26 protein-coding genes are annotated in these 24,768 nt (G+C 55.7%); 10 read left to right on the forward strand and 16 right to left on the reverse strand.

What is annotated here, in order from left to right; genetic code table 11:
- Positions 1–88: 88 nt before the first annotated feature.
- The 4 genes from NP590_RS05865 to ppgK form a co-directional block, all read right to left on the reverse strand.
- Positions 89–310 carry a hypothetical protein gene (locus tag NP590_RS05865; protein WP_256601333.1) on the reverse strand — a complete coding sequence of 74 codons (222 nt, stop codon included), beginning with the start codon at positions 308–310 and terminating at the stop codon, positions 89–91.
- Between the two features lie 358 nt (positions 311–668).
- Entirely contained in the window at positions 669–1,466 is a 798-nt protein-coding gene (locus NP590_RS05870) for an ABC transporter permease (RefSeq protein WP_256601334.1), read from the reverse strand.
- A 1-nt stretch (position 1,467) separates the two neighbouring features.
- The gene (locus tag NP590_RS05875; protein ID WP_256601335.1) at positions 1,468–2,115 is read right to left on the reverse strand and encodes an ABC transporter ATP-binding protein; all 648 of its coding nucleotides are present in this window, start codon (positions 2,113–2,115) and stop codon (positions 1,468–1,470) included.
- A 36-nt stretch (positions 2,116–2,151) separates the two neighbouring features.
- Entirely contained in the window at positions 2,152–2,892 is a 741-nt protein-coding gene (gene ppgK / locus NP590_RS05880) for a polyphosphate--glucose phosphotransferase (protein WP_256601336.1), read from the reverse strand.
- 123 nt (positions 2,893–3,015) lie between these two features.
- Here ppgK and NP590_RS05885 point away from each other — a divergent pair, with 123 nt between their 5' ends.
- The 7 genes from NP590_RS05885 (at position 3,016) to NP590_RS05915 (ending at position 9,561) form a co-directional block, all read left to right on the forward strand.
- Positions 3,016–4,461, forward strand: a complete 1,446-nt coding sequence (locus tag NP590_RS05885) for an ATP-binding protein (protein WP_256601337.1) — start codon at positions 3,016–3,018, stop codon at positions 4,459–4,461.
- Between the two features lie 8 nt (positions 4,462–4,469).
- Positions 4,470–5,159, forward strand: a complete 690-nt coding sequence (locus tag NP590_RS05890; RefSeq protein ID WP_256601338.1) for a response regulator — start codon at positions 4,470–4,472, stop codon at positions 5,157–5,159.
- Between the two features lie 112 nt (positions 5,160–5,271).
- Positions 5,272–5,610 (forward strand): periplasmic heavy metal sensor, encoded by a 339-nt coding sequence (locus NP590_RS05895; protein ID WP_256601339.1) that lies wholly within the window; start codon positions 5,272–5,274, stop codon positions 5,608–5,610.
- Positions 5,611–5,695: 85 nt separating this feature from the next.
- A complete protein-coding gene (locus tag NP590_RS05900) occupies positions 5,696–6,106 on the forward strand; it encodes a DUF6515 family protein (RefSeq protein WP_256601340.1) in 411 nt (136 codons plus the stop codon).
- A gap of 121 nt (positions 6,107–6,227) precedes the next feature.
- The gene (gene waaA / locus NP590_RS05905) at positions 6,228–7,484 is read left to right on the forward strand and encodes a lipid IV(A) 3-deoxy-D-manno-octulosonic acid transferase (RefSeq protein WP_256601341.1); all 1,257 of its coding nucleotides are present in this window, start codon (positions 6,228–6,230) and stop codon (positions 7,482–7,484) included.
- 91 nt (positions 7,485–7,575) lie between these two features.
- Positions 7,576–8,784, forward strand: coding sequence for an argininosuccinate synthase (locus tag NP590_RS05910; RefSeq protein WP_256601342.1), 1,209 nt, complete (start codon positions 7,576–7,578; stop codon positions 8,782–8,784).
- A 162-nt stretch (positions 8,785–8,946) separates the two neighbouring features.
- A complete protein-coding gene (locus NP590_RS05915) occupies positions 8,947–9,561 on the forward strand; it encodes a hypothetical protein (protein ID WP_256601343.1) in 615 nt (204 codons plus the stop codon).
- An 81-nt stretch (positions 9,562–9,642) separates the two neighbouring features.
- Here the strand turns inward: NP590_RS05915 and NP590_RS05920 are convergent, their stop codons facing one another.
- Together NP590_RS05920 and cysG are read right to left on the reverse strand one after the other, a co-directional pair.
- Complete coding sequence (locus NP590_RS05920; RefSeq protein ID WP_504222743.1) at positions 9,643–10,035, reverse strand: c-type cytochrome; 393 nt, start codon at positions 10,033–10,035, stop codon at positions 9,643–9,645.
- Positions 10,036–10,173: 138 nt separating this feature from the next.
- On the reverse strand, positions 10,174–11,574 hold the full coding sequence (gene cysG, locus NP590_RS05925; RefSeq protein WP_256601389.1) for a siroheme synthase CysG: 1,401 nt from the start codon (positions 11,572–11,574) through the stop codon (positions 10,174–10,176).
- A 72-nt stretch (positions 11,575–11,646) separates the two neighbouring features.
- Between cysG and NP590_RS05930 the strand changes: the two genes are divergently transcribed.
- Positions 11,647–11,877 carry a sulfurtransferase TusA family protein gene (locus NP590_RS05930; RefSeq protein WP_013820292.1) on the forward strand — a complete coding sequence of 77 codons (231 nt, stop codon included), beginning with the start codon at positions 11,647–11,649 and terminating at the stop codon, positions 11,875–11,877.
- Between the two features lie 89 nt (positions 11,878–11,966).
- On the opposite strand, the gene NP590_RS05935 is transcribed toward NP590_RS05930, so the two are convergent.
- A complete protein-coding gene (locus NP590_RS05935; RefSeq protein ID WP_256601344.1) occupies positions 11,967–12,620 on the reverse strand; it encodes a histidinol-phosphatase in 654 nt (217 codons plus the stop codon).
- A 149-nt stretch (positions 12,621–12,769) separates the two neighbouring features.
- Here NP590_RS05935 and NP590_RS05940 point away from each other — a divergent pair, with 149 nt between their 5' ends.
- Positions 12,770–13,294, forward strand: coding sequence for an RNA pyrophosphohydrolase (locus NP590_RS05940; protein ID WP_256601345.1), 525 nt, complete (start codon positions 12,770–12,772; stop codon positions 13,292–13,294).
- Here the strand turns inward: NP590_RS05940 and cpdA are convergent.
- Both cpdA and argA read right to left on the reverse strand, forming a co-directional pair.
- Complete coding sequence (gene cpdA / locus NP590_RS05945; protein WP_256601346.1) at positions 13,291–14,082, reverse strand: 3',5'-cyclic-AMP phosphodiesterase; 792 nt, start codon at positions 14,080–14,082, stop codon at positions 13,291–13,293. The genes NP590_RS05940 and cpdA overlap by 4 nt on opposite strands.
- 2 nt (positions 14,083–14,084) lie before the next feature.
- Positions 14,085–15,401 (reverse strand): amino-acid N-acetyltransferase, encoded by a 1,317-nt coding sequence (argA, locus tag NP590_RS05950; protein WP_256601347.1) that lies wholly within the window; start codon positions 15,399–15,401, stop codon positions 14,085–14,087.
- Between the two features lie 162 nt (positions 15,402–15,563).
- On the opposite strand from argA, the gene argH reads away from it, so the two are divergent.
- A complete protein-coding gene (argH, locus tag NP590_RS05955; RefSeq protein WP_256601348.1) occupies positions 15,564–16,955 on the forward strand; it encodes an argininosuccinate lyase in 1,392 nt (463 codons plus the stop codon).
- Positions 16,956–16,973: 18 nt separating this feature from the next.
- On the opposite strand, the gene NP590_RS05960 is transcribed toward argH, so the two are convergent.
- The 7 genes from NP590_RS05960 to NP590_RS05990 all read right to left on the reverse strand — a co-directional run bounded on the left by NP590_RS05960 (position 16,974) and on the right by NP590_RS05990 (position 24,388).
- Positions 16,974–17,477 (reverse strand): DUF4124 domain-containing protein, encoded by a 504-nt coding sequence (locus NP590_RS05960; protein WP_256601349.1) that lies wholly within the window; start codon positions 17,475–17,477, stop codon positions 16,974–16,976.
- Between the two features lie 333 nt (positions 17,478–17,810).
- Positions 17,811–18,020, reverse strand: a complete 210-nt coding sequence (locus NP590_RS05965) for a hypothetical protein (RefSeq protein ID WP_256601350.1) — start codon at positions 18,018–18,020, stop codon at positions 17,811–17,813.
- A gap of 160 nt (positions 18,021–18,180) precedes the next feature.
- Positions 18,181–19,248 carry a GGDEF domain-containing protein gene (locus tag NP590_RS05970; RefSeq protein ID WP_256601351.1) on the reverse strand — a complete coding sequence of 356 codons (1,068 nt, stop codon included), beginning with the start codon at positions 19,246–19,248 and terminating at the stop codon, positions 18,181–18,183.
- 131 nt (positions 19,249–19,379) lie between these two features.
- Positions 19,380–19,820: a hypothetical protein gene (locus NP590_RS05975; protein WP_256601352.1), complete on the reverse strand. Its 441-nt coding sequence runs from the start codon at positions 19,818–19,820 to the stop codon at positions 19,380–19,382.
- Entirely contained in the window at positions 19,817–21,208 is a 1,392-nt protein-coding gene (locus NP590_RS05980; RefSeq protein ID WP_256601354.1) for a TolC family protein, read from the reverse strand. The genes NP590_RS05975 and NP590_RS05980 overlap by 4 nt, the downstream gene beginning before the upstream one ends.
- Before the next feature lie 151 nt (positions 21,209–21,359).
- A complete protein-coding gene (locus tag NP590_RS05985; RefSeq protein WP_256601355.1) occupies positions 21,360–22,724 on the reverse strand; it encodes an HlyD family secretion protein in 1,365 nt (454 codons plus the stop codon).
- Entirely contained in the window at positions 22,721–24,388 is a 1,668-nt protein-coding gene (locus NP590_RS05990; RefSeq protein ID WP_256601357.1) for an ATP-binding cassette domain-containing protein, read from the reverse strand. Before NP590_RS05990 ends, NP590_RS05985 begins: the two co-directional genes overlap by 4 nt.
- Between the last annotated feature and the right edge of the window lie 380 nt (positions 24,389–24,768).

The following is a 24,768-nucleotide window of genomic DNA, read 5'->3' on the forward strand; positions in this document are numbered from 1 at the left end:
GCAACAGGCTGGGCCTAGGCTGTCGGGCCGATCGGCACGAGAGTCGTGTTGCTTGATTGCCGGTAGTTTGTCGATAGTGTTTTAATGGTTAGGCTTTTTGTTTGAACCAATAAAGTGCATAGATGCCGATGATCAATAATGAAACCAGCAGGCCGCTCGGCAAATTGTCATAGGCTATTAAACCCGGCGGGTTGCGGAAATCGGAGTTTCCAAGCAATGCCGATGCAAGAGTGGCGTCTGTCGCGAAACTGCTCGAGTGGTTTGCTGTTAGTAGCAAGAGCGCGGTGGCGGAAGCGGTAGTTATTTTCATTATGGGCTCCGGGTAAGTTCATCGAATCGATATTATATCGAGTCGAAATTATAAGGCCGAATTTCTCGCTCCCGCAAGCATTAATTTTTGCCGATAAATTGTTTGGCGGGTTTTCCAAGTTTTCATTGCCTGTCAAATTCAACGCGGGGCTAATGGCTCCGATTCGTTCAGCGCTACGCTTACTTGAAAACCAAGCAACTAAACCGCGGACATCACGGCGACGGCGTGGACCCGGTGGGAGATAAACCGGCTGAAGGCGCTGGTCGATCCGAGTACGGGCGAGGATGGATTAACGCTGAATCGAAATGGTCGGGTAAAGAAAATGCAGCGGCTATTGGCGAATTGAAAGAGTGGTCGCTCAGTGCTTGGAGTCGGCAAACAAGCGCTCGTTTAACATGTCGTAGTCGTTAAAGGCGATAGGCAGGCTTAATTTCAGATTGATGACGGTGGCCAGGGTGGTACTGGTAAAAATGCAGATCATGATGGCGATTTGGTATTTCACCGCTATCCAGGGATCGCTGCCGCCCAGGATTTGCCCCGTCATCATGCCGGGCAGGGACACCAAGCCCATGGTGGCCATATTGGCGATGCTTGGATTGATGGCGGACTTGACGGCTTGGCGGAAGTAGGGCAGCAAGGCTTCCCAGCGGCTGGCTCCCAGCATTAAATAGGTGGTGTATTCGGTTTGGTTCTTGCCGACCGCCGCGTAAAAGCGTTCCAGGGCGATGACATTGCCTTGCATGCAATTGCCCAAAATCATGCCGGCCAACGGTACCAGATAGCGGGCATCGTAAAAATGCGCCGGCTGGATGACCAATACCACCAGATAGGCGCTGGACAACAGTATGCTGACGGCAACGGCGCTAAAACAGGACAGGGCAAAATAGCGCGGTTTCAGGCCGGCCCGGCGCAAAATGCTGAAATCCGCCACGATCAGCATGATCAATATCCAGGCGGCGTTCAGCCAGGGGTTGTTGAGGGCGAACAGGGTTTTCAGATATACGCCCACCAGACCCAGTTGCAGTGTCATGCGCGCGATGCCGATGCCGATATCGCGGCTCAATCCGGCGCCGATCGCCCACAGCAAAGACCATGGCAACAGGCACAAGCCGTACAGCATGATCATGCGCGATAGTGATATATCCAGGGTTTCCATGTCACCTCGTTCGGGTCATCTGCCCGGCATGCATTTCAAACACGGTCTGGCTGCGTTCCAGCCAATCCGGGTCATGGGCCACGGCCAGCAGGGTCAATTGCGGATCGGCAAACACCTCGAATACCGCTTGTTTGCTTTCCGCGTCCAGGGCGCTGGTGACTTCGTCCAGCAAATAAACGGTCTTCTGCAATAACAGGCCGCGGGCCAGGGCCAGCCGTTGTTTTTCACCGCCGGAGATGCCGGCGCAGTCCCGGCTTAATAGCCCGACCGGCAAGCGCAGGCGCTGCAACACATCCTTCAGCCGGCTGTCCGGGGGACTCAGGTGGCGATGGGCCTTGAATTGAAACGGTAGCAGTAGGGCATTGCGAACCGTGTCGGCGCCCAATACCGGTTCCTGGCCGATATAGGCGATACAACGGCGGATGTTTTGCACGGTTATTGGGTTTAACGGTTGGCCGTTGAAATAAACTACGCCGGCCGTTGGGCTGCGCATGCCCAGCAGGGTTTTCAGAACGGTGCTTTTGCCGGAACCGGATTTTCCGCCCAGCAGGGCTTTTTCGCCCGCCCGCAGGCTGAAACTGACTCGGGACAGCAGGTTTTTGCCGTCAACGCCGACGCTGACTTCATCGAAGCGGATGACGGCGGGCATGATGGCAACGGCGTTTTCCGCCACGGGCGTAGTGGCTTAAAGTTTGGATTTGGCAAACAAGGCGGCGCCGACAATGCCGGCCTGATTCAAGAAGGCAGCCGGTTTTACCGGCGCCACCACTTTCAATTGTTCCTTGAACTTGTCGAACTTCTTGCTGGCGCCGCCGCCCAGAATGATCAAGTCGGGCCAGAACAGATTTTCCATCAGCGTCAGGTAGGCGTTGAAGCGGTTGCCCCAGGCTTTCCAGCCCAGATCTTCGATTTTGCGCACGGCGTCCGAGGCGTAACGTTCGGCTTCCAGCCCGTTGTCCAGATACAGGTGGCCCAGTTCGGTATTGGGGATTAAATGCCCATCGGTAAAAAGAGCCGTGCCCAGGCCGGTGCCTATGGTCACCAACAGCACGACGCCGGCTTGCTTGGCGCCTTCTCCGAATTGCATTTCCGCCATGCCGGCGGCATCGGCGTCGTTGACGTTGTAACAGGGACAGTTGGTGGCTTCGGAAAACAGCGCGTCGATATCGGTGCCGATAAAGCCCTTGGAAATATTCGCCGCCGTTCTGGCCACGCCGTGCTGGATGGCGGCCGGAAAGCCGCAGCCGACCGGTCCCGTCCAGTTGAAGTGTAAAACCAGTTGCGCCAACACCGCCGCCACGGCTTCCGGGGTGGCCGGCTGCGGCGTGTCGATCCGGTGGCGTTCCGTCAACAATTCTCCGCTAACCGTATCGACCACGGCGCCTTTAATGCCTGAACCGCCGATATCCACTCCGAGAATATGCATAAAATATCCTGATTCATTAATTTGATGCCGCATTTTAGGCCAACTTCGGCTTGGCCGGCACATATTTCATGGTTTTTGCACATTTGCGGGCCATAATGACGGACAACATCATCGGACAATGCCGTGCGCCAATCCATTCGTATCAAACTGTTTCTGACTTTTTTGCTGACCACCCTGCTGGTGGTGGCCGGCATGTATTTGTTCATGCGTTGGTCCCTGGACAGAGGCTTTCATGAACTGGTTGAGGCGCGCCAGCATGAACGGGTGGAAAATCTGCTGGAGACTTTGAGCGACTATTATGCCGAAACAGGCAGTTGGGCCCCGTTGGCGGCCAATAAACGCCAATGGATACGCTTGTTGCTGCAATCGAATAACCGACATCACCGTTATCCGCCGCCCTGGATTGCCAAGGTGTCGGCGGAACCGGGCAATCTTTGGCCACCGGAAACCGAGGACGCCGACGGCCGCATGCGGCGTTTGATTCCGCTGGAATTGCGGGTGATGCTGTTGAATGCCGATCGCTCGCTGTTATATGGACGGCAGGAAAAACTGGCCGAGTTGTCGCTACGGCCGATAGAGTACGCCGGCCAAATAGTGGGTTACCTGGGTCTGTTGCCGGGCCGGGGAGATAATCAGATCGGCGATTTGCGCTTCATGGAACGGCAAACCCAGGCCTTCGCCTGGATTGCGTTATTGATGGTTGTCCTGTCGGCCTTGCTGGCGACGCTGCTGGCCTACCTGTTGGGCCGGCCCATCAAGCGGATTGCCGGGGCCGCGCAGCAGTTGGGCAAGGGCACTTACGCCATTCGCCTGCCGGTCGAGTCCGGTGACGAATTGGGGCAACTGGCGCGGGATTTCAACGAAATGGCGGCGGCGCTGGAGCAGTCGGAACAGGCCCGGCGGCGTTGGGTGGCCGATATTTCCCACGAATTACGCACGCCCCTGGCGGTTTTGCGGGGCGAGTTGGAGGCCCTGCAGGACGGCATTCGGCCCATGAGCGCCGAAGCGGTCGATTCCCTGCTGGCCGACGTGATGAGGCTAAACCGTTTGACGGAAGATTTATATCAATTGGCCTTGTCCGATCAGGGCGCGCTGAGTTATCGCAAAACCATAATCGATCCGCGACAGATTTTGCGGGCCGATTTGGCCGCGCTGGCGGCGGAGTTTGACGCCAAACGGTTGCGGGTCGAACTGATAGAGCGCTGCCAAACCCTACCCGGTTTGTATGCCGACGCTGATCGCCTGTCGCAATTGTTCCGCAATTTACTGAAAAACAGCCTCAGTTACACCGACAGCGGAGGACGGATAGTCGTTAGCGTCTCCAGCGACGCGGCCACATTGCATATCGAGATCGCCGATAGCTCGCCCGGCGTGGCGGCGGCTGAACTGGATAAACTGTTCGAACGTTTTTACCGGGTCGAAAGTTCTCGCAACCGTAATCACGGCGGGGCCGGCTTGGGTCTGGCGATTTGCGGCAATATTGTGGCGGCGCATAACGGCCGCATCCGGGCGCAAGCCTCGGAATTGGGCGGACTGGCGATTGTGATTGAATTTCCGCTGGCAAAATGATGAGTCGCATGCAGCGCATTCTGATTGTCGAAGACGAACAAAAATTGGCTGCGCTGGCGGCCGATTATCTGCGGAATGCCGGTTTTGCCGCCGACATCGTCAGCCATGGCGATGCGGTATTGCCGTCGCTCAAGCAGCAGCGTCCCGATCTGATTTTGCTGGATCTCATGTTGCCCGGCCGCGACGGCTTGTCGATCTGCCGGGAAGTTCGCGGTTTCAGCCAGGTCCCCATCATTATGGTTACCGCGCGGGTCGAGGAAATCGACCGCTTGCTGGGGCTGGAAATGGGTGCCGACGATTATATCTGCAAGCCCTATAGCCCCAGGGAAATGGTGGCGCGCGTCAAGGCGGTGCTACGCCGCCTGCAACCGCAAGCCGATCAATCCCATGCCGACGACGGCTTGATCTTGGATGCCAACAGCTTCAGAGTTGGCGCCGAGGGGCGGGAAATCGAACTGACGGCGGTGGAGTTTCAGTTATTGCAGACCTTGTGCCGTCAGCCCGGGCATATATTTTCCCGTTCCCGTTTGATGGATCTGGCGTACCCGGATCAGCGCATCGTGTCCGATCGCACCATAGATAGTCACATCAAAAAGCTCCGCAAAAAATTGGCCGAACTGCTGCCCGACCAGGAACTGATTCATTCGGTGTACGGTGCCGGTTATCGTTACGACAGGCAGCCGGCCGGCCACGACTGATTTGCACAATCTTTCCTCATTTACTCCCTATTGTTTGCGATTTTCATCGATAAAGTAGAACCCGAAAACGGAGAAAAGCCGTTTCAATCCCCTTACTCATCGGAGAAATATCATGAACAAAAAAATCCTAATCATTGCACTGGCCTTGGCACTTCCTTTAACCGTCGGCGCCTTCCCCGGCGGACACGACGGCGATTTCAAGGGTCATAAGGGCGACAGAATCGAACATCTGGCCCAAAAACTGGATTTAAGCGCCGAGCAAAAACAGCAGTTGCAACAGGTTTTTGAAGAGCAACACGCCAAGCGCGAAGCGTTGCGCCAGGAAACAGACCAACGTTTGCAAACCGTGCTGACTCCGGAGCAAATGGCCAAGTTCGAGGACATGAAAAAAGAGCGCCACGAAAAATGGCAAAAACGCCATCATGAAAGAAAAGATCAAGCGGCCAAATAATATGGCGTTTGGCAAAAGCTAATAAAAATTGCGGCGCGTTGGTCGCGCCGCAATTTACAAGCAACATTCCGTCAAGGAGTCAGTCATGAAAACGTTCAATTTCAAATATATCCTGCTTGTGGTTTTGTTGGCTTTGATGAGCCGGCAGGGAGCGGTGGCCGGCGATTGGCGCGGCACTCGAGCAGCCGATTATCGCCAACAAGAGCGCCATTACAATCATGCACCGGCTGGCGTGTCGCTGCCGCGAGGCTACTCCCGGGTGTATGCCGTCCCGGGCGAATACTATTATGCCGACGGTTTGTTCTATCGGTCTTCCCGGCATGGTTATGTGGCCGTTGCCGCTCCGTTCGGCGCTTTCGTCAATCAGTTGCCCCGTTTCAAACGCGTGACCTACTGGCAAGGGCGGCCCTACTACGTGGCCGGCAATACCTTTTATCGTAGGCATGCCAACGGTTATGTGGTTGTGCCGAGTCCAGGCCGGGAATATCGGCGTTAATTGCCGTGGCTGCTTTGTTATACTTTCCGCAAATTGGAGAGGGAGGTATCAAAGGTGGTTGCATTAATAGCTAAATCCCCGGCGGACGGTTTTGATCGATTACACGTTGGGTGCTGAAAGGATGCGGCAACTTTATACATTTATTTTTTACTTGGCTTTGCCCGCCGTTTTGTTGCGACTGTATTGGCGAGGTTTCAAGGCTCCCGAATATCGCCGCCGTTGGCGCGAGCGTCTGGGGTTTTATGTCGGGCAGGCCCGGCAAAATCCAATCTGGTTTCACTGCGTTTCGGTTGGCGAGGCGGAGGCGGCGTTTCCGCTGATACGCCTGCTAAGGGCCGAACATCCCGAACAGCGGTTTTTAGTGACCACCACTACGCCCACCGGTTCCGCCAGAGTGCGGGCCGTGCTGGATGCGCAAGTGGAGCATGTCTATCTGCCTTACGATCTTCCGCTAGTGGTACAGCGCTTTTTGAGCCATTTTCGGCCGAAAATGGCTGTGTTCTTGGAAAAGGAAGTCTGGCCGAATTTATTTGCGGCCTGTGCGGAGCAGAAAATCCCCTTGTTTGTAATCAATGCGCGTTTGTCCGCGCGTTCGGCGCAAGCCTATAAAAAAATCCCCGCCTTAATTCAACCGGCTTTGCAGTGTGTCAGTCTGATCGCCACCCAAGCCGAAGCCGACAGGTTACGGTTTATGGAAATAGGCGCCGACGCGGAACGGGTGGCGGTGCTAGGCAATGTAAAATTCGACCTGCGCATCGACGACGGCGTAATTGCTGCCGGGCGGGCATTAAAAAGGCAGTTTGCCGGGCGTTTCGTCTGGATGTTGGCCAGCACGCATCAGGATGAGGAAGCGCAACTGCTGTCATTGTTTGCTGGCTTGAAGCAACGGATTCCGCAACTGTTGTTGATGATAGCGCCCAGGCATCCGGAGCGCTTTTTGACGGTGCGGAAATTGTGTCTGGAGCAGGGGCTGACGGTAGTCATGCGCAGCGAAAACCTGCCGGTTTCCGAGGCTACCGATGTTTACATCGCCGACAGCATGGGCGAATTGAAGCTGCTTTACGCGGCGGTCGACGTGGCTTTCGTCGGCGGCAGTCTGGTGCCGGTGGGCGGACATAATGTGCTGGAGCCGGCCTTGATCGGCGTGCCGGTATTGTTCGGGCCGCAAATGTTTAATTTTGCCGAAATCGCCGAACGGATACTGGCCGAACAGGCCGCCGTGCAATGCGCCACTATGGATGCGGTCATGGCGGCGGTGCTGCAAATTCATGCCGATACCGATTTTAAAGACAAATTGACCGCCAAAGCCAAGGCTTTCGTCCTGCACAATCAGGGCGCCACCCGCCGCATAGCGGATACGCTGATTCGCGCGCTTTGAGTGGCTTCGTTGCGATGCGGGGGAAACGCCGGTCGATTTCGGCTATAATCGCGGCATTTTTTATTGTTAAATTTAAGGTGTGAAACGCATTATGTCCGAAGTCAAAAAAGTCGTACTAGCCTATTCCGGCGGTCTGGATACCTCGGTAATTCTCAAATGGTTGCAGGATGTCTACCAATGCGAAGTGGTGACGTTTACCGCCGATATCGGCCAGGGCGAGGAACTGGAGCCAGCTCGCGCCAAAGCCACCGCCGCCGGCATCAAGCAAATCTACATCGACGATCTGCGCGAGGAGTTTGCCCGCGACTTTATCTTCCCGATGTTCCGGGCCAATACCATTTACGAGGGCGAGTATCTACTCGGTACTTCGATTGCCCGGCCGCTGATCGCCAAGCGCTTGATCGAAATCGCCAACGAAACCGGCGCCGATGCGATTTCCCACGGCGCCACCGGCAAGGGCAACGATCAGGTGCGTTTCGAATTGGGTGCCTACGCCTTGCGCCCGGATATCAAGGTGATTGCACCTTGGCGGGAATGGGATTTGAATTCGCGGCAAAAATTGCTGGATTACGCCGAGCGGCACGGCATTTCGGTGGAGATGAAAAAAGGCAAATCTTCGCCTTACTCCATGGATGCTAACTCGCTGCATATTTCCTATGAGGGCCGCATTCTGGAAAATCCATGGACCGAGCCGGAAGAAGATATGTGGCGTTGGACCGTTTCGCCGGAAAATGGCCCCGACCAAGCCACTTACGTCGAATTAAGCTATCAAAACGGCGACATCGTGGCCATTGACGGCGTAACGCATACTCCGCATCAGGTGATGGAAAAGCTGAATAAAGTTGCCGGCGCCAATGGGGTTGGGCGGCTGGATATCGTGGAAAACCGCTATGTCGGCATGAAATCGCGCGGTTGCTATGAAACCCCGGCCGGTACCGTGATGCTGAAAGCGCATCGCGCCATCGAGTCGTTAACGCTGGATCGCGAGGTGGCGCATTTGAAAGACGAGTTGATGCCGCGTTACGCCTCTTTGATTTACAACGGTTACTGGTGGAGTCCGGAGCGGGCCATGCTGCAAACCATGATAGACGCCTCGCAGATCCATGTGAACGGCAAGGTGCGGGTAAAACTCTATAAAGGTAACGTCATCGTGGTTGGTCGTCAGTCCGACAATAGCCTGTTCGATGAAAACATCGCCACATTCGAGGACGATGCCGGCGCCTATAACCAAAAAGACGCTGAAGGCTTTATCAAGTTGAATGCCTTGAGAATGCGGATTGCCGCCAAAAAAGGCCGCTAAGTTTTTCCCGGCTGCATAAAGCAGGACATTTTCAGCGAAGCTTGTATAATGGATTATTATGGTCAAGATCGGCTTTAAGATGGGCGAAATCGCTTTTTTGCTGTGTCATGCCGTTTTGGCCGATCGCTTCCTGATTAGCAAACTACAACAATAATGAGCACTATGCCTGAGATTAATCCGGATGATGCCAACCATGAGTCGCGCGCGCTAGCCATGCTTCAGGCGGTGCAAAGACAGCACGCCTTGGTTAAAGCCAATCGATTTTTATTGATGCTGGTGTTTGCCTTGATGGTAACGGTTTTTCTGATGGGTTTGGTTGTAATTCCCAGGCAAGATCGCCTCAACAACTTCACTTCCAATCAGGCCTCGGTGGCAAGCTATGCCGTGCACAATCCGGCTATTTCAGCCGAGATCAACACGCTGAAGGGGCAATTGTTCGGCTTGGTAAGCGGCTCGATAGAAAGCAAATTGCGGTCGTTGGAAGAGAATATCAAGCGTGGCAGCGTGGCCGATTCGCTGAATACCATTCAGGATTTGAAGAGCGATGTCAGAGTGTTGAGTGCTTATACCGACGCTCCGCAACTTAGCCCAAGGACCGATGCTGTTAACCAGCAATTGATCAAGGAAATTACCGATTTAAAGGATCTGGTTTATTTGACCTTTATCTCTTGCGGTTTGATGATTGCGGCTTTGGCCGGAGTTTGGCTGCGGCATCGCTATCGGTTGACGCATCAAAAAAACCATACCCTTTATATCGGACGCAGTCGCCAGGACTGATTTAACGATATTTTAAACAGGCGATAAAAAAGCCGCCCCACATTGTGAGGCGGCTTTTTTTTAGCTCTAAAGCTTTTGGACTTATTTGCTCAAATATGAGTAAACAGCGTCGATGGCTTGGTCTTCGGTCAGGCCGGCTTTTTTGACGGGGCCGACTTCCATGATGGCTGCGGTTGCTTTCGGCATGCCGTTTTTACCTTCTTTCAGAACTTTGGAGAATTGATCTTTAGGCAGTTTGCCGGCTTTGATCAGTTCTTTCAGTTGTGGGTTTGACGCGATGTCGTGGCAAGCGCCGCAGCCGCGACCGAAAGCACGCTCATAGATTTTCGCGCCGATTTCTTCTGCTTCGTTAGCGGCAACTTGACCGCTGATGGCAATCAGAGCCGCGCCTACTAATAAACCAAATGATTTTTTCATTATTATGTCTCTCGTTGTGATTAAAAAAAGGTCCGTGGGGTTAAAAAGTCTGTCCACGAGCCAATGGTAAAAGTCAGGAAAGCATAGGGAATTTTAGAGAAAAATTCAATCGATTTTCAATAAAACAGGATGATTTCACTGGCTTGCGGCCTCATTGTTCCGATTTCAACTTAAAGTTTGCTGAAATACCGAAGCCTAACCGGCGGAAGCTTGCGCGGTTTTAAACCAGTTAAGTTTTTCGTGTAAGCTCACCACCGTGCCGACGATGATCAAGGTGGGCGGCTTGATATCTTCGTGTTCAACCCGTTGCGGCATGTCTTGCAGCGTTCCGGTCAGCACGCGCTGGTTGGGCGTGGTGCCTTGCTGGACCACGGCGATAGGGTGATCGGAGGGGCAACCGTTTTCAATCAAGGCGTGGCAGATATTCGTCAAGCCGACCAAGCCCATGTAAATCACAATGGTTTGATTGGGTGCGGCCAATTGTTTCCAATTCAAATTGATGTTGCCGTCCTTTAAATGGCCGGTCACAAAGGTGCAGGACTGGGCGTGGTCGCGGTGAGTCAGCGGAATGCCCGCATAGCTGGCGCAACCCGCCGCCGCGGTGATGCCGGGTACGACTTGGAAGTCTATGCCCTGCTGCATCAGGGTTTCGATTTCTTCGCCGCCGCGACCAAAAATGAAGGGGTCGCCGCCCTTGAGCCGTGCCACTCGCTTGCCGGACAGAGCAAGCTTGGCCAGCAACTCGTTGATGGATTCTTGCGGCAGACTGTGGTTGCTGCGTTGTTTGCCGACGTAAATTTTTTCGGCATCCCGGCGCGCCATTTCCAGAATGCCGGCCGACACCAAACGATCGTAAACCACCACATCGGCCTGCTGCAACAGGCGCAGAGCCCGGAAGGTCATCAAGTCCGGGTCGCCGGGGCCGGCGCCTATCAAATATACTTCGCCTTTATTCGGTTGTTGTTCGGCATCGTGAAGGCTGGCTTCGAGCAGTCGCCCGGCTGCTTCGGTATTGTCGGCAAAAACCAGTTCCGCCACCCGGCCTTGCAGCATGTTTTCCCAAAAGATACGTCGCCGGGCTGGCTCTTGTATGCTTTGTTTTACCAACAGCCTGAAGTCTTCGGCGAATTGCGCCAAGCGGCCGTAGCGGGCCGGAATCATGCTTTCTATTTTTGCCCTTAGCATTCTGGCCAGCACCGGCGAAACCCCGCCGGAGGAAATCGCCGCAATCAAGGGCGAGCGATCGACTATGGCCGGGAAAATAAAGCTGCACAGGTCCGGATTGTCGACCACGTTGACCGGAATCCGCTGTGTTTCGGCGCTGGCGGCGACCAGTTCGTTAGTTGTTCTGCAATTGGTGGCCGACACCACCAAACGCATGCCGGTCACGTCGTTAGGGCTGAAGCTTTTTTGCCGTGGAATCAGTCCCAGGGTGTCTTGCATTGCCAGTACGCTTTCCCTGAATTGTTCCGCAACCACTGTGATTCTGGCGCCGGCGCGGCCCAGCAATTCGATTTTACGCGCGGCGATTTCGCCGGCGCCGACCACCAGACAGGGCTGGTTTTTGAGTTTTATAAAAAGCGGGAAGTAATCCATCGTTGCTTGATTTTCCAAGGCTGGGGTTGGTGTTATGATGAAAATGTGTTTGTGAAATTATGAGTGCGCAAAATGACCGAATTTGATTTTGAAGTGGATGCCAGCGGTTTGCAGTGTCCTTTACCCTTGTTGCGGCTAAAAAAAGCCATTATGGAAATTGAAAGCGGAGCCGTGGTTAAGGTGATAGCCACCGATCCCGCCGCCCACCTGGATTTTGGGGTTTACATCGACCAAGCCGGCCATATTCCGCTGAAAATTCTCAAAGAGGCGGACAGGCAGATTTTCTTTATACAGAAAAAATAACAGCGATTCAATATTAAATAGGGTTCAAGGTTCGATGCGTGCGCGGTTTTGGATCTTGAACCCTGTACCCTGTACCTTGAGCCCCAATCCTACCTAAGACTGATAATAGGCCAGCCTGCCTGTTCCGCGGCGGCGCGTAACTTGTCGTCCGGGTCCACCGCTACCGGTTTTTCGACCAGTTGCAACAAGGGCAAGTCGTTATGCGAATCGCTATAAAAACAGCTGCCGCCCAAGTCTAATGTCGATCTGGATAGCCAGTCCCGCAATTGAGCGACTTTCCCGGCCTGAAAACAAGGGGTGTCGATAAACCTGCCCGTGTATCGACCGTCCTTGAATTCCGGCGTGGTGGCCAGCAGGTTATCGATGCCGTAAAGTTTGACGATGGGTTCGGTAACGAAACGGTTGGTCGCGGTGATCACCAACAAGGTATCGCCGGCCGCGCGGTGCTGTTCGACCAGATTGTGCGCGGCGCCGAGGGTAATCGGTTTGATCAGGGTTTCCACGAACTCCTCCCGCCATTGGTAGAGTTGCTCGGGGTCGTGCGCGGCCAAGGGCGCCAGGGAAAACCGCAAAAATTCGACTATGTCCAGGCTGCCCTGCTTGTAATCTTGGTAAAACTTGGCGTTGGCGGCCTCGTAATGGTCTTTGTCCACTATCCCGCGATCCACCAAAAACTGCCCCCATAGGAAGTCGCTGTCATCGGCAATCAGCGTATTATCCAAATCAAAAATCGCTAAACTCACGCTAAACCCGTCAATTAAATAAAACCAAGCGGCTTATGGCTTCCGCCGCTTATTTGTGGAACAATTGCGCCATTCATTTTAATGTTCCGCCCGAGTTCGATTTTAGCATTCAGTCGTTACAGCGGGCGGCAAATAATACAGGTTTTTACATGATAGACTCGAAAGGATACCGGCCCAACGTCGGCATTATCCTTTGCAATGACGAGGGTCGTGTGTTCTGGGCAAAGCGCAAGGGCGCCAATTCGTGGCAGTTTCCGCAGGGCGGAATCGATGTCGACGAAGACCCGGAAACCGCGATGTATCGGGAATTGTGGGAAGAAACTGGTTTGCGCGCCGAGCATGTGCAATTGTTGGGGCGGACCCGTTATTGGCTGCGCTACAAGTTGCCCGAGCGGTATATTCGCAAAAACTCGCTGCCGCTATGCATAGGTCAGAAACAGATTTGGTTTTTGTTGCGGCTGCTCGGCGACGAGTCCATGGTGCGCTTCGATTGCGGACACAAGCAGGAATTCGATAGTTACAAATGGGTGGAGTATTGGTACCCCTTGCAGGATGTGGTCTACTTCAAGCGGCGGGTTTACCGCAAGGCCATGGACGAGTTGGGTTCCTTGTTGACGGCGGACGATGTGCTGGTCGATTCCGCCGGTTATTTGTCCGGATGCCGGGAAAATTAATATTCGTGGGCATTCCGGTCCAAATCGTCCATCCTGATCGGTAAACGGAATACCTCCGACTGTAAGCAGCCGTCCTCGCCAAGCCTGAACACCCGGTAGCCCGGTGGCGTGTCGTCCAGGCTGAAGTCGTCGGATTGGGGGGTAAACTGAAAGCAGCTGGATGGCGTGGCAAACAACTCGATATGCGCCTCCCGTTTGGCGAAAGCCTGATGTACGTGTCCGCAAGTGACCGCCTTTACTTGCGGATGTTGTTTTATCAGCGCCAAAAAGGCCGCGCTGTTCCGAATCCGCATGGCATCCATCCAGGGCGAACCGCTTTCAACGCAGTGGTGATGAACCGCAAGCAAGGTCGGCAACCGCTTGTGCGCCCGTAACGTGCCTTCCAAAAACTCCAGTTCTGCCTCGGCGAGCATGCCCACCGGGCTGCCGATTATTTGGCTGTTCAGCATCACGATCAACCAATTGCCTAAAACCAAGCGTTTATCGCAACCCAACTTGCCGCTGTTCAAATAAATCCGCATCAGGTCGAAGTCGTCGTGGTTGCCGGGCAGGCATAGGCAGCGCATGTCGAACGCGCTCAAGTGCCGGCTGATACGTTGATAACTGTCCACGCAAGGATCTTGCGCCAAATCGCCGGTTAGCAGGGCAAGATCGAAAGGGCCGTGTTGGTCGACGGCGTGTTTCAAGGTTTGCCGAAAATACGCTTCCGTATCTATGCCTAGCATCAATTCGCCGGCGCGGGGGGCAATATGTAAGTCAGTGAGCTGCAATACCTTCAACGCGGCCATGATCAGTCGACCGCCTTGGACAATACCTTGGAATTGCGGGCATGGTTATAGGCGCTTTTCATGGGTTCCGGTAAGTCTTCAATTTCGCACGGGCTAAAGCCGCGTTCGACGAACCAATGCACGGTTTGGGTAGAGCGCACATACAGGCGCTGAATACCGCGCTTTGCCGCGTTCCGCGTCAGGTAAGTCAATAAGCGGTTGCCGCGCGCGCCCCTCTGGTAGTCGGCGTGCACGGCCAGACAGGCGATCTCCGCATTGCGCTTGTCGCTCATGATATGAAAAGCCGTGCAACCAATGATCAGGCCGTCCCGTTCGATGACGATGTAATCATTGATCTCCATTTCCAGTTTTTCCCGCGAACGTTTGATCAGAATCCCTTGCTGTTCCAACGGCTTGATCAATTCCATGATGCCGCCTATGTCGTCCAGGGTGGCGGGGCGGATCGCCTCGAATTCCGTCGAGCTGATCAAGGTACCTATGCCGTCGCGGGTGAACAGTTCCAGCAATAAGGCGCCGTCCAGGTGGCGGTTGATCAAATGGGCGCGGCCGACGCCTTGCCGGCAACTCTGGATGGCGGCGTTCAGCGAGCGTGCCACCGCGTCGGGCAATCCGGGCTCGGCAGCGAGTAAGGCCGAGGCTTGGTCGGCGGTGAGCTGAGGAATGGGGCTGTTGTCTTCCGGCGACAGGCAGGCCTGGTCGGTGAGTAGAATCAGCTTTTCGGCATGCAGCGCAATCGCCACTTCGGTGGCGACCTCCTCGGCGGACAGGTTGAATACCTCGCCGCTGGGCGAATAGCCGATCGGCGAAATCAGCACCGCGTTATTTTGATCGAGTTGCTGATGGATGGCCTGGGTATCGATGCGGCGCACTTTGCCGGTATAGCAATAGTCGATGCCGTCCAGCACGCCCAGCGGTTTGGCGGTGACGAAATTGCCAGAGGCGACGCGGATTTTGGCGCCCGCCATCGGCGAGCCGGACACGCCCATGGACAACAGGGCTTCGATTTCCACCCGCACCAAGCCCGCCGCCTGTTTGACGTATTGCAGGGTGGCGGCGTCGGTAATGCGTAAATGGTGGTGAAACCTGGGCGTATCGCCTTGCTGCAGCAAGCGCTCGTCTATCTGCTGACGGATGCCGTGCACTAACACCAGTCTGACGCCCAGGCTTTTCAGCAAGGCGAAATCGTGGATCAGATTATCGAACTCGGGTTCGGTGACCGCCGCGCCGCTGAAAAAAATCACAAAGGTGCGGTTGCGATGGGCATGAATATAAGGCGACGAGTTTCTGAACCAGTTGACGAAGGCGGTGGGTTGTTGCATGTGCTAATCGATGTTGAATGGGCGGTGTGCCGCCGAGCATGTTAGACAGCTGACGGTTGAAAGTCCAGCGCGGCGTTTATGCGCTATGCTCGGTCGATAAAGCCTAAAAATCGGGCCGGTAACGGTATAATTCGGCTTTGTCCATTCAATTTTTTGACCGCCATGACCACTGTTAATACCGAAAAACTTTCCAGCGCCCGTTTTGCCGAAGCCACCGACGCCTTTGTCGAAGAATTCACCGCTTCGGTTACCTTTGATCGGCGCATGGCGAGGCAGGACATTCAGGGTTCCTTGGCGCACGCGGCCATGCTGTGCAAAATCGGCATTCTGACCCAACAGGAGCTGGCGGACATTCAGCGCGGATTGGCGCAAATCGGCGGCGAAATAGAGCGCGGCGAGTTTGTCTGGTCCATCAAGCAGGAAGACGTGCATATGAACATCGAGGCCCGTCTGACCGACCTGATCGGCATTGCCGGCAAGAAACTGCATACCGGTCGTTCCCGCAACGATCAAGTGGCAACCGATATCCGGCTGTATCTGCGTGACGATATCGCCACCATATTGGCCCAAATCGAGCGCTTGCAAATAGCCTTGTTGGACAAGGCCGAGCAGGAGGCCGATACCATCATGCCGGGATTCACTCATCTGCAAGTGGCTCAGCCGGTTACCTTCGGCCATCATCTGATGGCTTGGTTCGAAATGCTGAGCCGCGATAAGGAGCGTTTTCAGGATTGCGTCAAGCGTATCAACGTCATGCCCTTGGGTGCCGCGGCGTTGGCCGGTACCAGTTATCCTATCGACCGCTTCATGACCGCTGAACTACTGGGATTCTCGCGTCCTTCGAATAATTCGCTGGATTCGGTCAGCGACCGCGATTTCGCCATCGAATTTGCCGCCGCCGGCAGTCTGCTGATGATGCACCTGTCGCGTTTTTCCGAAGAATTGGTGCTGTGGGCCAGCGCGCAGTTCGATTTCATCGACATACCCGATGCATTTTGCACCGGCTCATCCATCATGCCGCAAAAGAAAAACCCGGACGTTCCCGAACTGGTGCGGGGCAAATCCGGCCGGGTGACCGGGCATTTGATGTCTCTGCTGATGTTGATGAAGAGTCAGCCCCTGGCCTACAACAAAGACAACCAGGAAGACAAGGAGCCCTTGTTCGATACCGCCGATACGCTGATCAATTGCCTGCGTGCCTTCGCCGACATGATGCCGCATGTCAAGGCCAAGCGGCGGAATATGTACGAATCGGCCAAACGTGGTTTCGCCACTGCCACCGATCTGGCTGATTACCTGGTGCGTAAAGGCATGGCCTTTCGCGATGCCCACGAAGTGGTGGGATTGGCGGTGCGCTTGGGGTTGGAGAGCGGACGGGATTTATCCGAGTTGAGTCTGGACGAATTGCGGGCTTTTTCCTCCGCCGTTAGCGAGGATGTGTTCGATATATTGAAACTGGAAGGCTCGGTGGCGGCGCGCAATCATATCGGCGGCACCGCGCCGGAGCAGGTCAGAAAAGCCATCGCAGCGGGGCGCGCGCAAATCGGCGGCTAGCGCCAACGCGCGGCGGGATCAGGGAGCCATATCCGCTGGTGCATCCAGCCTGTTGTTGTCCGGCATTGGGCGCGGTTGCGGCCTGGGGGATGGGTGAGGTCCGGCCGGGTAATTGGGTACCATCGGGGGTAAAAATATCATCGGGCGGTTGTCCGATTGATTCTGCTTTTCCAGGGCATCCGCCTGCCGTTGCTGCGCATGCGCCTGTTCTTGTTGGGCCGCGGCGCTGCGGCGGGCAATCTCCAGCGAGTCTCTGGCGCGTTGTTGCTCCTCCCGTTCCTTATTGGCTTTTTCCTGCGCGGATTTTCGGGCGTCGTATTCGTTTTGAATGGCTTCCAACTTGGCTTTTGCCGCCGCTTCCCGGGCAGGATCGGTTTTGATTTCCAGTTGTTGTTCCTTGGTTGCCGCCTTGCACGGGCTGGATTGATAAACGGTTTTGCCGTATTTTTCGGTGCATTTGAATACTTCGGCGTTGCAGTTTGCCGAGCCCAGGCCCAAAAGCAATAAAAAAAATCTGCGCATTATGATTCTCCAACGGCGGTGGCATTTTTGTGTCAAGTATAATTCGAATTGACTCCCGCGCTAGTGGAGTTTATGCGATGCGGGATTATCGGCTGCTTGCCGTGGAATGACGGTACTTGTGTCCACAGCGTCTCGGCAAGCCGAGTGCTTCCGGGAGCTTGGCCCCCGGTTGGCGGACGGCGGCGTTGTTAATCGCAAGTCATGCGGCAACAGTCTGAAAGGCTAGCGACATAACATCGTTAAATTTCATTTGCCGGGGCGAATATCCAGCCTTCATCAGAGTTAGCGCATGCACATTCCCGGATCGGCAACACCGCCCGGCGTCAAGGGAGGTCAGTCGTCCGACTCGGCCGCCTGTTTTTGCATGGACAACTCGACGGCCTGTTTGCCCAGGGCTTCATCTTGCAGCATCAAATCAACCAAGGCGGCGACCGTGCAACGCAATTTCACGCCGTTAAAGCGGGTAAAGGTCTTCAGTTTTTCATAGGTCTCCATATCCAGGGCCACTTTCTTGCGGTTTTTTTTCAGTTTGTCAGAAGTCATGATTTTCCTACAATTCGTAAATCGATTCGCACGCCGGGCAGTGTGGTTAATGCGGCGCGAATTTAGCAGATTTGGATTTTTTTTGTCACCGCGTTGATTGCGCCGGGCTAATATTCGGGCAAACTGTCGGGCCGTATCCCGACTTGCGGTCGAGTGAGGGTTAAAACAAGTCTATGGTGCCGGTGGCAGCTTCTTGCAGGACACCCTGTTTCATCAATGTGTCATAGTCGTAGATACGGTTGCGGCCGGCATTTTTGGCGGCATAAAGCGCGCTATCGGCTCGGTGCATCACTTCCTGCGGCAACACGGAAGGGTCCGCGCTGCTGAAACCGCCGCTGATGGTGATGTGGCCGACTTGCGGAAACAGAAATTGCTCTATACACAGGCGCGTGCGTTCGAACGCTTCCCGCGCCGATTCAAAATCGTTGGCGGCAATGATGGCGACAAATTCCTCGCCGCCATAGCGGTACAACAGATCGGATTGGCGCAACGAGCCTTGCAGCAGACGCGTCACCATGATCAGCACCTCGTCGCCTATCATGTGGCCGAAGGTGTCGTTGATGGTCTTGAAATGGTCGACGTCCAGGATGCAAAGCCAATAGGTTTGGGGTGTGTTGACACGGGCATTGTCGTCGTCGCGGGAGGAATGCAGCTTGGCCGACAACAGATTCCATAAGCGGTCAAGATTGGTTTCCAGCGAATAGCGGTTCAGCAAGCCGGTCAGCTGGTCGCGCTGGCTGCTGTCCAGCAGGGCAAAATAATTGGTGAAAACTTCCAGTACGCCTTGAATGATGGCGTCTTCCACGGCAGTCACTTCCCGGTCGCGTTGAAATACAAAATATCCCAGTACCTGGTTTTCGCCGAAAATCGGATAACAGATCAGCAGCTTCAAACCCAGCTTTCTGCAGCAGGATTTTCGCAGCAAACGCACGCTGTCGAACAAATTGCGCAGTTCGGCGGAAATATGTTGCTCGTAGGTGACTTCTTCCAGGTTGTCGACTATGCGCTTGCTGCCCAGGGCGTCAACTACTGTGCGTGTATGGTAAAGCGCGCGCAAGACGTTACCGTAATCGTCAACCCGATAAAACGAAGTCTCCAGTATGCCCAGCAAGGGGCCCAGGGTGCGCAGCAGGCTTTGTTCCACCATGGATGTATCGCGGATGGCTGTCATTGCCCCCAGTTTTTTCAGTATGCTGGGGAGTCCGGAGTCGGATTGCTGGTTGCTCATAAAAAATCCTGGATTGGCGGGCGCCGCCGCGGCCGATTGGCCATAAATATCAAGCGAGTAAGTTTATCATCAAAAGCTTGCGCAAAACCAGGGGCTTGTAGGGCATTGCCTACACCAAGGGACGGATCGTTTCAAGCCAGTAGAAACAGGAGCCCGCTGACCACCAGCAGCAACTGAAAAAAAATGAATTTGGTTTTTTGCCAGACGCTGGAACCGAGCCAAGCCGACAGCAGGCGGAATTTGATTTGCCACACCAACGCCAGCCAACGGGCCTTCAGGCTATGAATCAGATGCGGCAATTGTCGCAGGAAAGCCGCGAACAATACGATTGCCAGCAGCCAGGAGAAGTAAAACACTGTCATTTGGGCATAATACTTCTGCATGTCCAGGCCATGTACCAGGGCTTCTTCCAACAGAAAAGACGCGGCTTCGTAAAGAATATGCAGAATAAAGACGAACTTGTGCCAGAGTAATTCCGGAAACAGCAGGCATAGGCCTAGCGCGCCGATGACGAGGATTTTTTTGATCCGCTGGTAAGTCAGGCTTGCCGGTCTCGGTGCGGTTCCCGTCATGGCGATGTCTCCTGTTCGCCGTAACCCTGTTGTGTCGGATCGATCGGCGCGCCCAGGGCGGCCTGATAATCGGCATGGGCCTTAAACAGATTGGCTTGCGCTTCGGCTGCCATCAATGCGGCATCGCCTTGGGCGATTTCCCGCAAATTCACAAACAGCAGGGTGCTGTCGCCCAAGTCAAAGCGGCTCTGCTCGCCCTCTTCCAGTTGGCGGGCCGCTTGCCATTGCTGTTTGCTGAGCTGTACCCGCTGTCTGGCGGCTTGTATGGCCGATAGCACGTCCCTGATTTCGTTGTTGATCCGGTCCTCGAGCAATTGCCGGTCCCATTTCAGGCGTTGCAAATTGGCGGCGGCCGCTTGCGCCCGTCCGCCGGCCACCCTTTGTTGCAGGGGAATATCCACATTCAGGCCCAGATACAACTCATCCCGATTGATCTTTTGGCTGCTGTAACCCAGGTCCTTGGCGCCCATCACCGAAAAGTCCACACCGGGCGCGCGTTGATTTTCCTGCAGGGCCAGTTCGGTTTCGGTTTGTTGTTTTTGCGCTAGTAGGCGTTTCAACTCCGGCCGCTGGCCTTGCGCCGCCAGCATGGCTTGTTCCGGGGCTATGTCGAGCGCGGGTTCGTTGGCGGGGAAATCGGCGGGCAGCAATTCCCGGTCGGGCAGTTGCGGGTTGCCGTCGCCGTCGCGCCAATACAGGGACAGCTGAATGGCGCTTTGCTCCAGCAGGCGTTGCGCGGCAACCCGCCGCTCCCGCCGTTCCAAAATGGCGCGTTGATTGTCCAGGACTTCGATGTCGGCAATGTCGCCGGCGGCGGCTCGCGCGCGTATGCCGGCATCGCGTTGTTCGGCGATTTGCAGCAGACGCTCGGCCACCCGCAAGCGTTGGCCGGCCATTACCCAATCCCAATAGCGCTGGCTGGCCAGCCGGCGCACGTCCAACAGGGCTTGGTCGTATTCGTGGCTGGCGATCAGTTTGCCTAGTTCCGCCTGTTGCAATCTAGCGCGGCGGCTGTCGATTTCCCGGTTGCGCCATAAGGGAATGTTTACCCCCAGCCGGACTTCGCCGTCCTCGGCTGTTTGGCTTTTCCCTTCGTAAACCGGATAATCTCCGCTGCCTCGCCGCCAGCCGCCGAAAAATGTCGTGCCCCACAGGGCGGTGGGCTGCTCGATGACGACGTCGTTTTGAGTGTTTTCGTAAATGCCGGCCACCGACCAGCGGTTTTGGGATTTCAGTACTGTATCGAAACCGCCTTCGGCGGTTTGAAATTCGCCCTCGGCAATTTGTTTGCGTTGTTCCGTGGACATCAAGCCGGGAAAGGCCCTTAGCGCCGCCGCCTGCACCTCTTCCAAGGATAAGGGCTCGACGGGCGGGTCCGCGGCCCACAAGGCCGGACAGCAGATTAGCAATAACAGGCCAAGGGCATGCTTATTAAGCCGGCCCGTCACAATCTTTTGCTCCGCGTCCGCCGAGGGGCGCTGCCTATCTGGCTTCGATAAGCCGATACCGAACCGAATAAGCGCATTCAACGGGGCTGAGTCAATCATAGCTCTTCTTCTCGTCGCTCCCGGCGGATTTGCCGGCGTCCTTGGCTTGCTTGGTCAATTCCGGTTCCGGTAAAACCAGCGGTGGAAAGCCGTTAAAGATACGCCAGAGTTCGTAGCCCAGCGTGACCCGTCCCAGCAGTACCCAGCCGTTGACGCGCACCCCTTGCCTTAGAAAACGCGGATCGGGCCAGGGCAGGTCGTTCGGGTCGGGCTTGATCAAAATGCGGAAATGCCCTTGGCCATCGTCGCTGGCATCGATCAAACTCACCTGGCCGCCGAACGAACCGACGGAAAACTCCGGCCAGCCGCCGAACTGAATGGCGGGATAGCCTTCGAACTGCAAGCGGCTGTGGCTGCCGGTGACGATCAAGGGTAAATCGTTGCCGTCCATCCAGAGTTCAACCGCGCGTTCCGCGGTGTCGGGTATCAAAATGGCGACGGCCTGGCCGGCTTTGAGCAACTCGGCGCCGGGATTGACCAACAGGCGCATGATGGTGCCGTCCTGCGGTGCGACTATGGTTTGGGTTTGCTGGCGGGCCAAGCGGGTTTCCAGTTTTAATAAATCCGCGCGCAGATAATTCTGGTCCTCGATGGCTTTATTCAAATCGGCGCGGACTTTTTCGATGGAGGAGGTGGTATCGGCCGCCAGTTTTCGCAAATCGGCGTTCAGGGCTTGAATTTCGCTGTCGGCCGCTTGCAACGCGGCCTTGGCTCTAAGGGATTCGGCGCTACGTTGGGCGATTTCCAACTGGGCCAGTTCCAGCGTGCGTTGCGATGAAAGGCCTTTTTCCCGCAATTGTGCTTGCCGGTTCAAATTCAAATCGGCGGTTTTTTGGGCGGCTTGGGCGGCATCCAGGCTTTGCGCGGCCGCGCTGCGCCGCTGTCCGGCCATGGCGATGCGCGATTCCGCCGCCGCCAGTGCTTGCGGACGCGCCTCTTCGGCCATGCGCAGTTGAGTGCGGAAAGTCTCCACCCTATCGTCGATAGCCGTTTTCCGGCCCAGCAGGGCTTGGCGCTCGGCTTCCAACCGCTGTAGCAGCAAGGGGTCGTTGTCCAGCAGCTCCAGCACGACGTCGCCCTGCTTGACCTTGCCGCCTTCCTTGACCAGCCAGCGGCTGACTCGGCCGTCCACCGGCGCGGCAATGACCTGCTGGCGTTCCGCCGGCGCGTAGGCAACGACGCGACCGACGCCGCGCACGTTTTGTTGCCAGGGGGTCAATGCCAGAAATATCAACATGACCAGAAAAATATAAAGCAAGGACCTGGCCAGCCGGCCGGCCAGCGGAATGGCCCTGGCGTAGGGAAAGTCGGTTTTGATCTGACTAAGAAAATGGCTGAGTTCTTCGTCGTGCGTCATAGGGCTTCGGTGGATGGAGTGATTTCAACGATCATGCCGTTCTCCAGGCTGATATGACGGGAACAGGCGTTAATTACCGCCGGTATGCGGCTGGCGACGATCAGGGTCCAGGGGGCGTCTTTTGCCGTCAGATGGGTCAGCATGCTATCCAGCAGCGCGGGATCGGTGCAATCCAGCACATGATCCAGCAACAACAAGCGGGGTCTGCGCAATAAAATGCGCGCCAGTGTCAGGCGCAGGCATTGTTCCTGACTGAGCGGGCTGCCGTGCTGGTTCAGGACGGTGTTCAGGCGCTCCGGCAAGGCGGCAATCGTCTCGAGCAGGCCCACCCGGCCCAGTACCTCTCTGACGGTATTCAGGTCGTGATCCCGTCCCAGGCAGACATTGTCGGCAATACTCATTGCCATGATCTCGGGGCAGCGCACCAGGGCAATGTCGTCGCGCAATTGTCTGAGATTCAGGTCGCGCATGTCCTGGCGGTCCAGATTGACATAACCCTTGACCGGGGCGCGTAAACCGAACAGTACATCCAGCAGGCTGCCATGTTCGGCGCCGGCGCCGATTGCCACGCTGTCGCCCGGGGTTATGTGTAATTCGATGTTTTTCAACAGATCCAGTTGCGGGCCTTGCGGCAAGGCGACGTGGTGCAGGTCGACCTGCATGGGTGCCGCCAGGTCGGCCGGCGCGCCGCCCTTTTCCCTGCCCTGCGGTAAGTCCAGCAGGTGGCCGATTTTATCCAGGCTGGTCAACAATTCGTAAAAGTTATCCAGGGTTTTGCCCAGGCGGGTGAGGCCGTAAATCATGGCGCTGACCACCAGTTCCGCCGCGATCAATTGGCCGAGGCTGAGCTGGCGATCGATCACCATCCAACCGCCAAGCCCCAGCAACAGCGTATTGGCCACGGCATGCAATGCCAGCGCGCTGATGTTTTGCCGGGACAGAATGCGGAAGTGGCGGGCGCAGGCGGTCAAGTAATCGGAGGCTATGCGTTCGGTTTGCCGGCTGAAAAAAGCCTGTTCCCCGGCGGCTTTGCCTAGAATGGGGTTGGCGGCAATGTTTTCCAGCCAGGCGGCGGCGGCATATTTGGCCTTGGATTGTTCGATGGCCGTATCGACCCCGTGCTTGCCCATGATGAACAGGATAATCCCCAGCATCACGATCAGAAACAAATCGAAAGCCAGCAGAATCGGATGATAGAAGGCCAGCAAGGTCATGCCGATCAGGGTCTGCAAGACATAGCCCAGGGTTTCCAACATCAGCACGGCGGCGGTTTTCTGCAAGGTGACGACGTCGAAGAAACGGTTGCTCAGCTCGGGCAGATATTCCCGGTCGCGCACGGCAAAGTCCGCCTGCTGCAGACGTTGCGCGGCCGCGCCGAACAGGCGCACGAACAGGCGGCGCTGCAGCATTTCCACCACGTAAAATTGCCAGGCCGACAATGTGTTGCTGAAGCTTACCAGCACCAACAGAATCAGAGTGAGCACGATCAGGGGTTGGAACAGCGCGCCGAAGGCGATGGTGTTGACGAGGGCTTGTACCGCGATCGGCGTGGCCAAGGACATTAGGCCTATCCCCATGCCGTAAATGATCAGGGTGGTAACGTCCTCGCGCTCAATTTGAGCCAGTTGTTGCAAGCGGCGTAACGGTGAGATGCTGCCAGACATTAAACTTCTCTCCTGAAATTGTCCATGTTTAACGTTGCGTTGCGATTCGCTTTAAAAGCCAAGGCTCCCCCTTCCGGAGTTTCCCGTAAAAGCCGAAACAGTCCCTTCTCCCTCGGGGAGAAGGTTACTCTGAAAGTAAAAAATCGAGCGGGTACGGTTGCTTATCGGACAGGCGTCGGCAGCAAGGATGCTGCCGTCGAGCCTACACGGACGTATTTACGGCGTCCTGTCCGGCGAGGAACCGTGCCCAGCTGCACTACTTTCATTTGCCGGGGCGATGCGCCGGTTTCATGAACGTTACTATGAAAGTCATGGTAGGAGCGAGGCACAGTCGCGATGATGGCCTTGCGAATCGCGACTGTGCGTCGCTCCTACGGTAC

The organism is Methylomonas subterranea (assembly GCF_024505185.1).
GTDB lineage: Bacteria > Pseudomonadota > Gammaproteobacteria > Methylococcales > Methylomonadaceae > Methylomonas > Methylomonas subterranea.

What these genes read in the sequence shown, in the direction of transcription:
- cpdA (WP_256601346.1), bottom strand. Translation starts at nt 14,082, where the DNA reads ATGGCCGCGTTGAAGGTATTGCAGCTCACTGACTTACATATTGCCCCC.
- NP590_RS05990 (WP_256601357.1), bottom strand. Translation starts at nt 24,388, where the DNA reads ATGTCTGGCAGCATCTCACCGTTACGCCGCTTGCAACAACTGGCTCAA.
- waaA (WP_256601341.1), top strand. Translation starts at nt 6,228, where the DNA reads ATGCGGCAACTTTATACATTTATTTTTTACTTGGCTTTGCCCGCCGTT.
- NP590_RS05870 (WP_256601334.1), bottom strand. Translation starts at nt 1,466, where the DNA reads ATGGAAACCCTGGATATATCACTATCGCGCATGATCATGCTGTACGGC.
- NP590_RS05975 (WP_256601352.1), bottom strand. Translation starts at nt 19,820, where the DNA reads ATGACGGGAACCGCACCGAGACCGGCAAGCCTGACTTACCAGCGGATC.
- NP590_RS05910 (WP_256601342.1), top strand. Translation starts at nt 7,576, where the DNA reads ATGTCCGAAGTCAAAAAAGTCGTACTAGCCTATTCCGGCGGTCTGGAT.
- NP590_RS05900 (WP_256601340.1), top strand. Translation starts at nt 5,696, where the DNA reads ATGAAAACGTTCAATTTCAAATATATCCTGCTTGTGGTTTTGTTGGCT.
- NP590_RS05865 (WP_256601333.1), bottom strand. Translation starts at nt 310, where the DNA reads ATGAAAATAACTACCGCTTCCGCCACCGCGCTCTTGCTACTAACAGCA.
- NP590_RS05970 (WP_256601351.1), bottom strand. Translation starts at nt 19,248, where the DNA reads ATGAGCAACCAGCAATCCGACTCCGGACTCCCCAGCATACTGAAAAAA.
- NP590_RS05940 (WP_256601345.1), top strand. Translation starts at nt 12,770, where the DNA reads ATGATAGACTCGAAAGGATACCGGCCCAACGTCGGCATTATCCTTTGC.
- argH (WP_256601348.1), top strand. Translation starts at nt 15,564, where the DNA reads ATGACCACTGTTAATACCGAAAAACTTTCCAGCGCCCGTTTTGCCGAA.
- NP590_RS05960 (WP_256601349.1), bottom strand. Translation starts at nt 17,477, where the DNA reads ATGCGCAGATTTTTTTTATTGCTTTTGGGCCTGGGCTCGGCAAACTGC.
- NP590_RS05930 (WP_013820292.1), top strand. Translation starts at nt 11,647, where the DNA reads ATGACCGAATTTGATTTTGAAGTGGATGCCAGCGGTTTGCAGTGTCCT.
- NP590_RS05915 (WP_256601343.1), top strand. Translation starts at nt 8,947, where the DNA reads ATGCCTGAGATTAATCCGGATGATGCCAACCATGAGTCGCGCGCGCTA.
- ppgK (WP_256601336.1), bottom strand. Translation starts at nt 2,892, where the DNA reads ATGCATATTCTCGGAGTGGATATCGGCGGTTCAGGCATTAAAGGCGCC.
- NP590_RS05965 (WP_256601350.1), bottom strand. Translation starts at nt 18,020, where the DNA reads ATGACTTCTGACAAACTGAAAAAAAACCGCAAGAAAGTGGCCCTGGAT.
- argA (WP_256601347.1), bottom strand. Translation starts at nt 15,401, where the DNA reads ATGCAACAACCCACCGCCTTCGTCAACTGGTTCAGAAACTCGTCGCCT.
- cysG (WP_256601389.1), bottom strand. Translation starts at nt 11,574, where the DNA reads ATGGATTACTTCCCGCTTTTTATAAAACTCAAAAACCAGCCCTGTCTG.
- NP590_RS05890 (WP_256601338.1), top strand. Translation starts at nt 4,470, where the DNA reads ATGCAGCGCATTCTGATTGTCGAAGACGAACAAAAATTGGCTGCGCTG.
- NP590_RS05985 (WP_256601355.1), bottom strand. Translation starts at nt 22,724, where the DNA reads ATGACGCACGACGAAGAACTCAGCCATTTTCTTAGTCAGATCAAAACC.
- NP590_RS05895 (WP_256601339.1), top strand. Translation starts at nt 5,272, where the DNA reads ATGAACAAAAAAATCCTAATCATTGCACTGGCCTTGGCACTTCCTTTA.
- NP590_RS05875 (WP_256601335.1), bottom strand. Translation starts at nt 2,115, where the DNA reads ATGCCCGCCGTCATCCGCTTCGATGAAGTCAGCGTCGGCGTTGACGGC.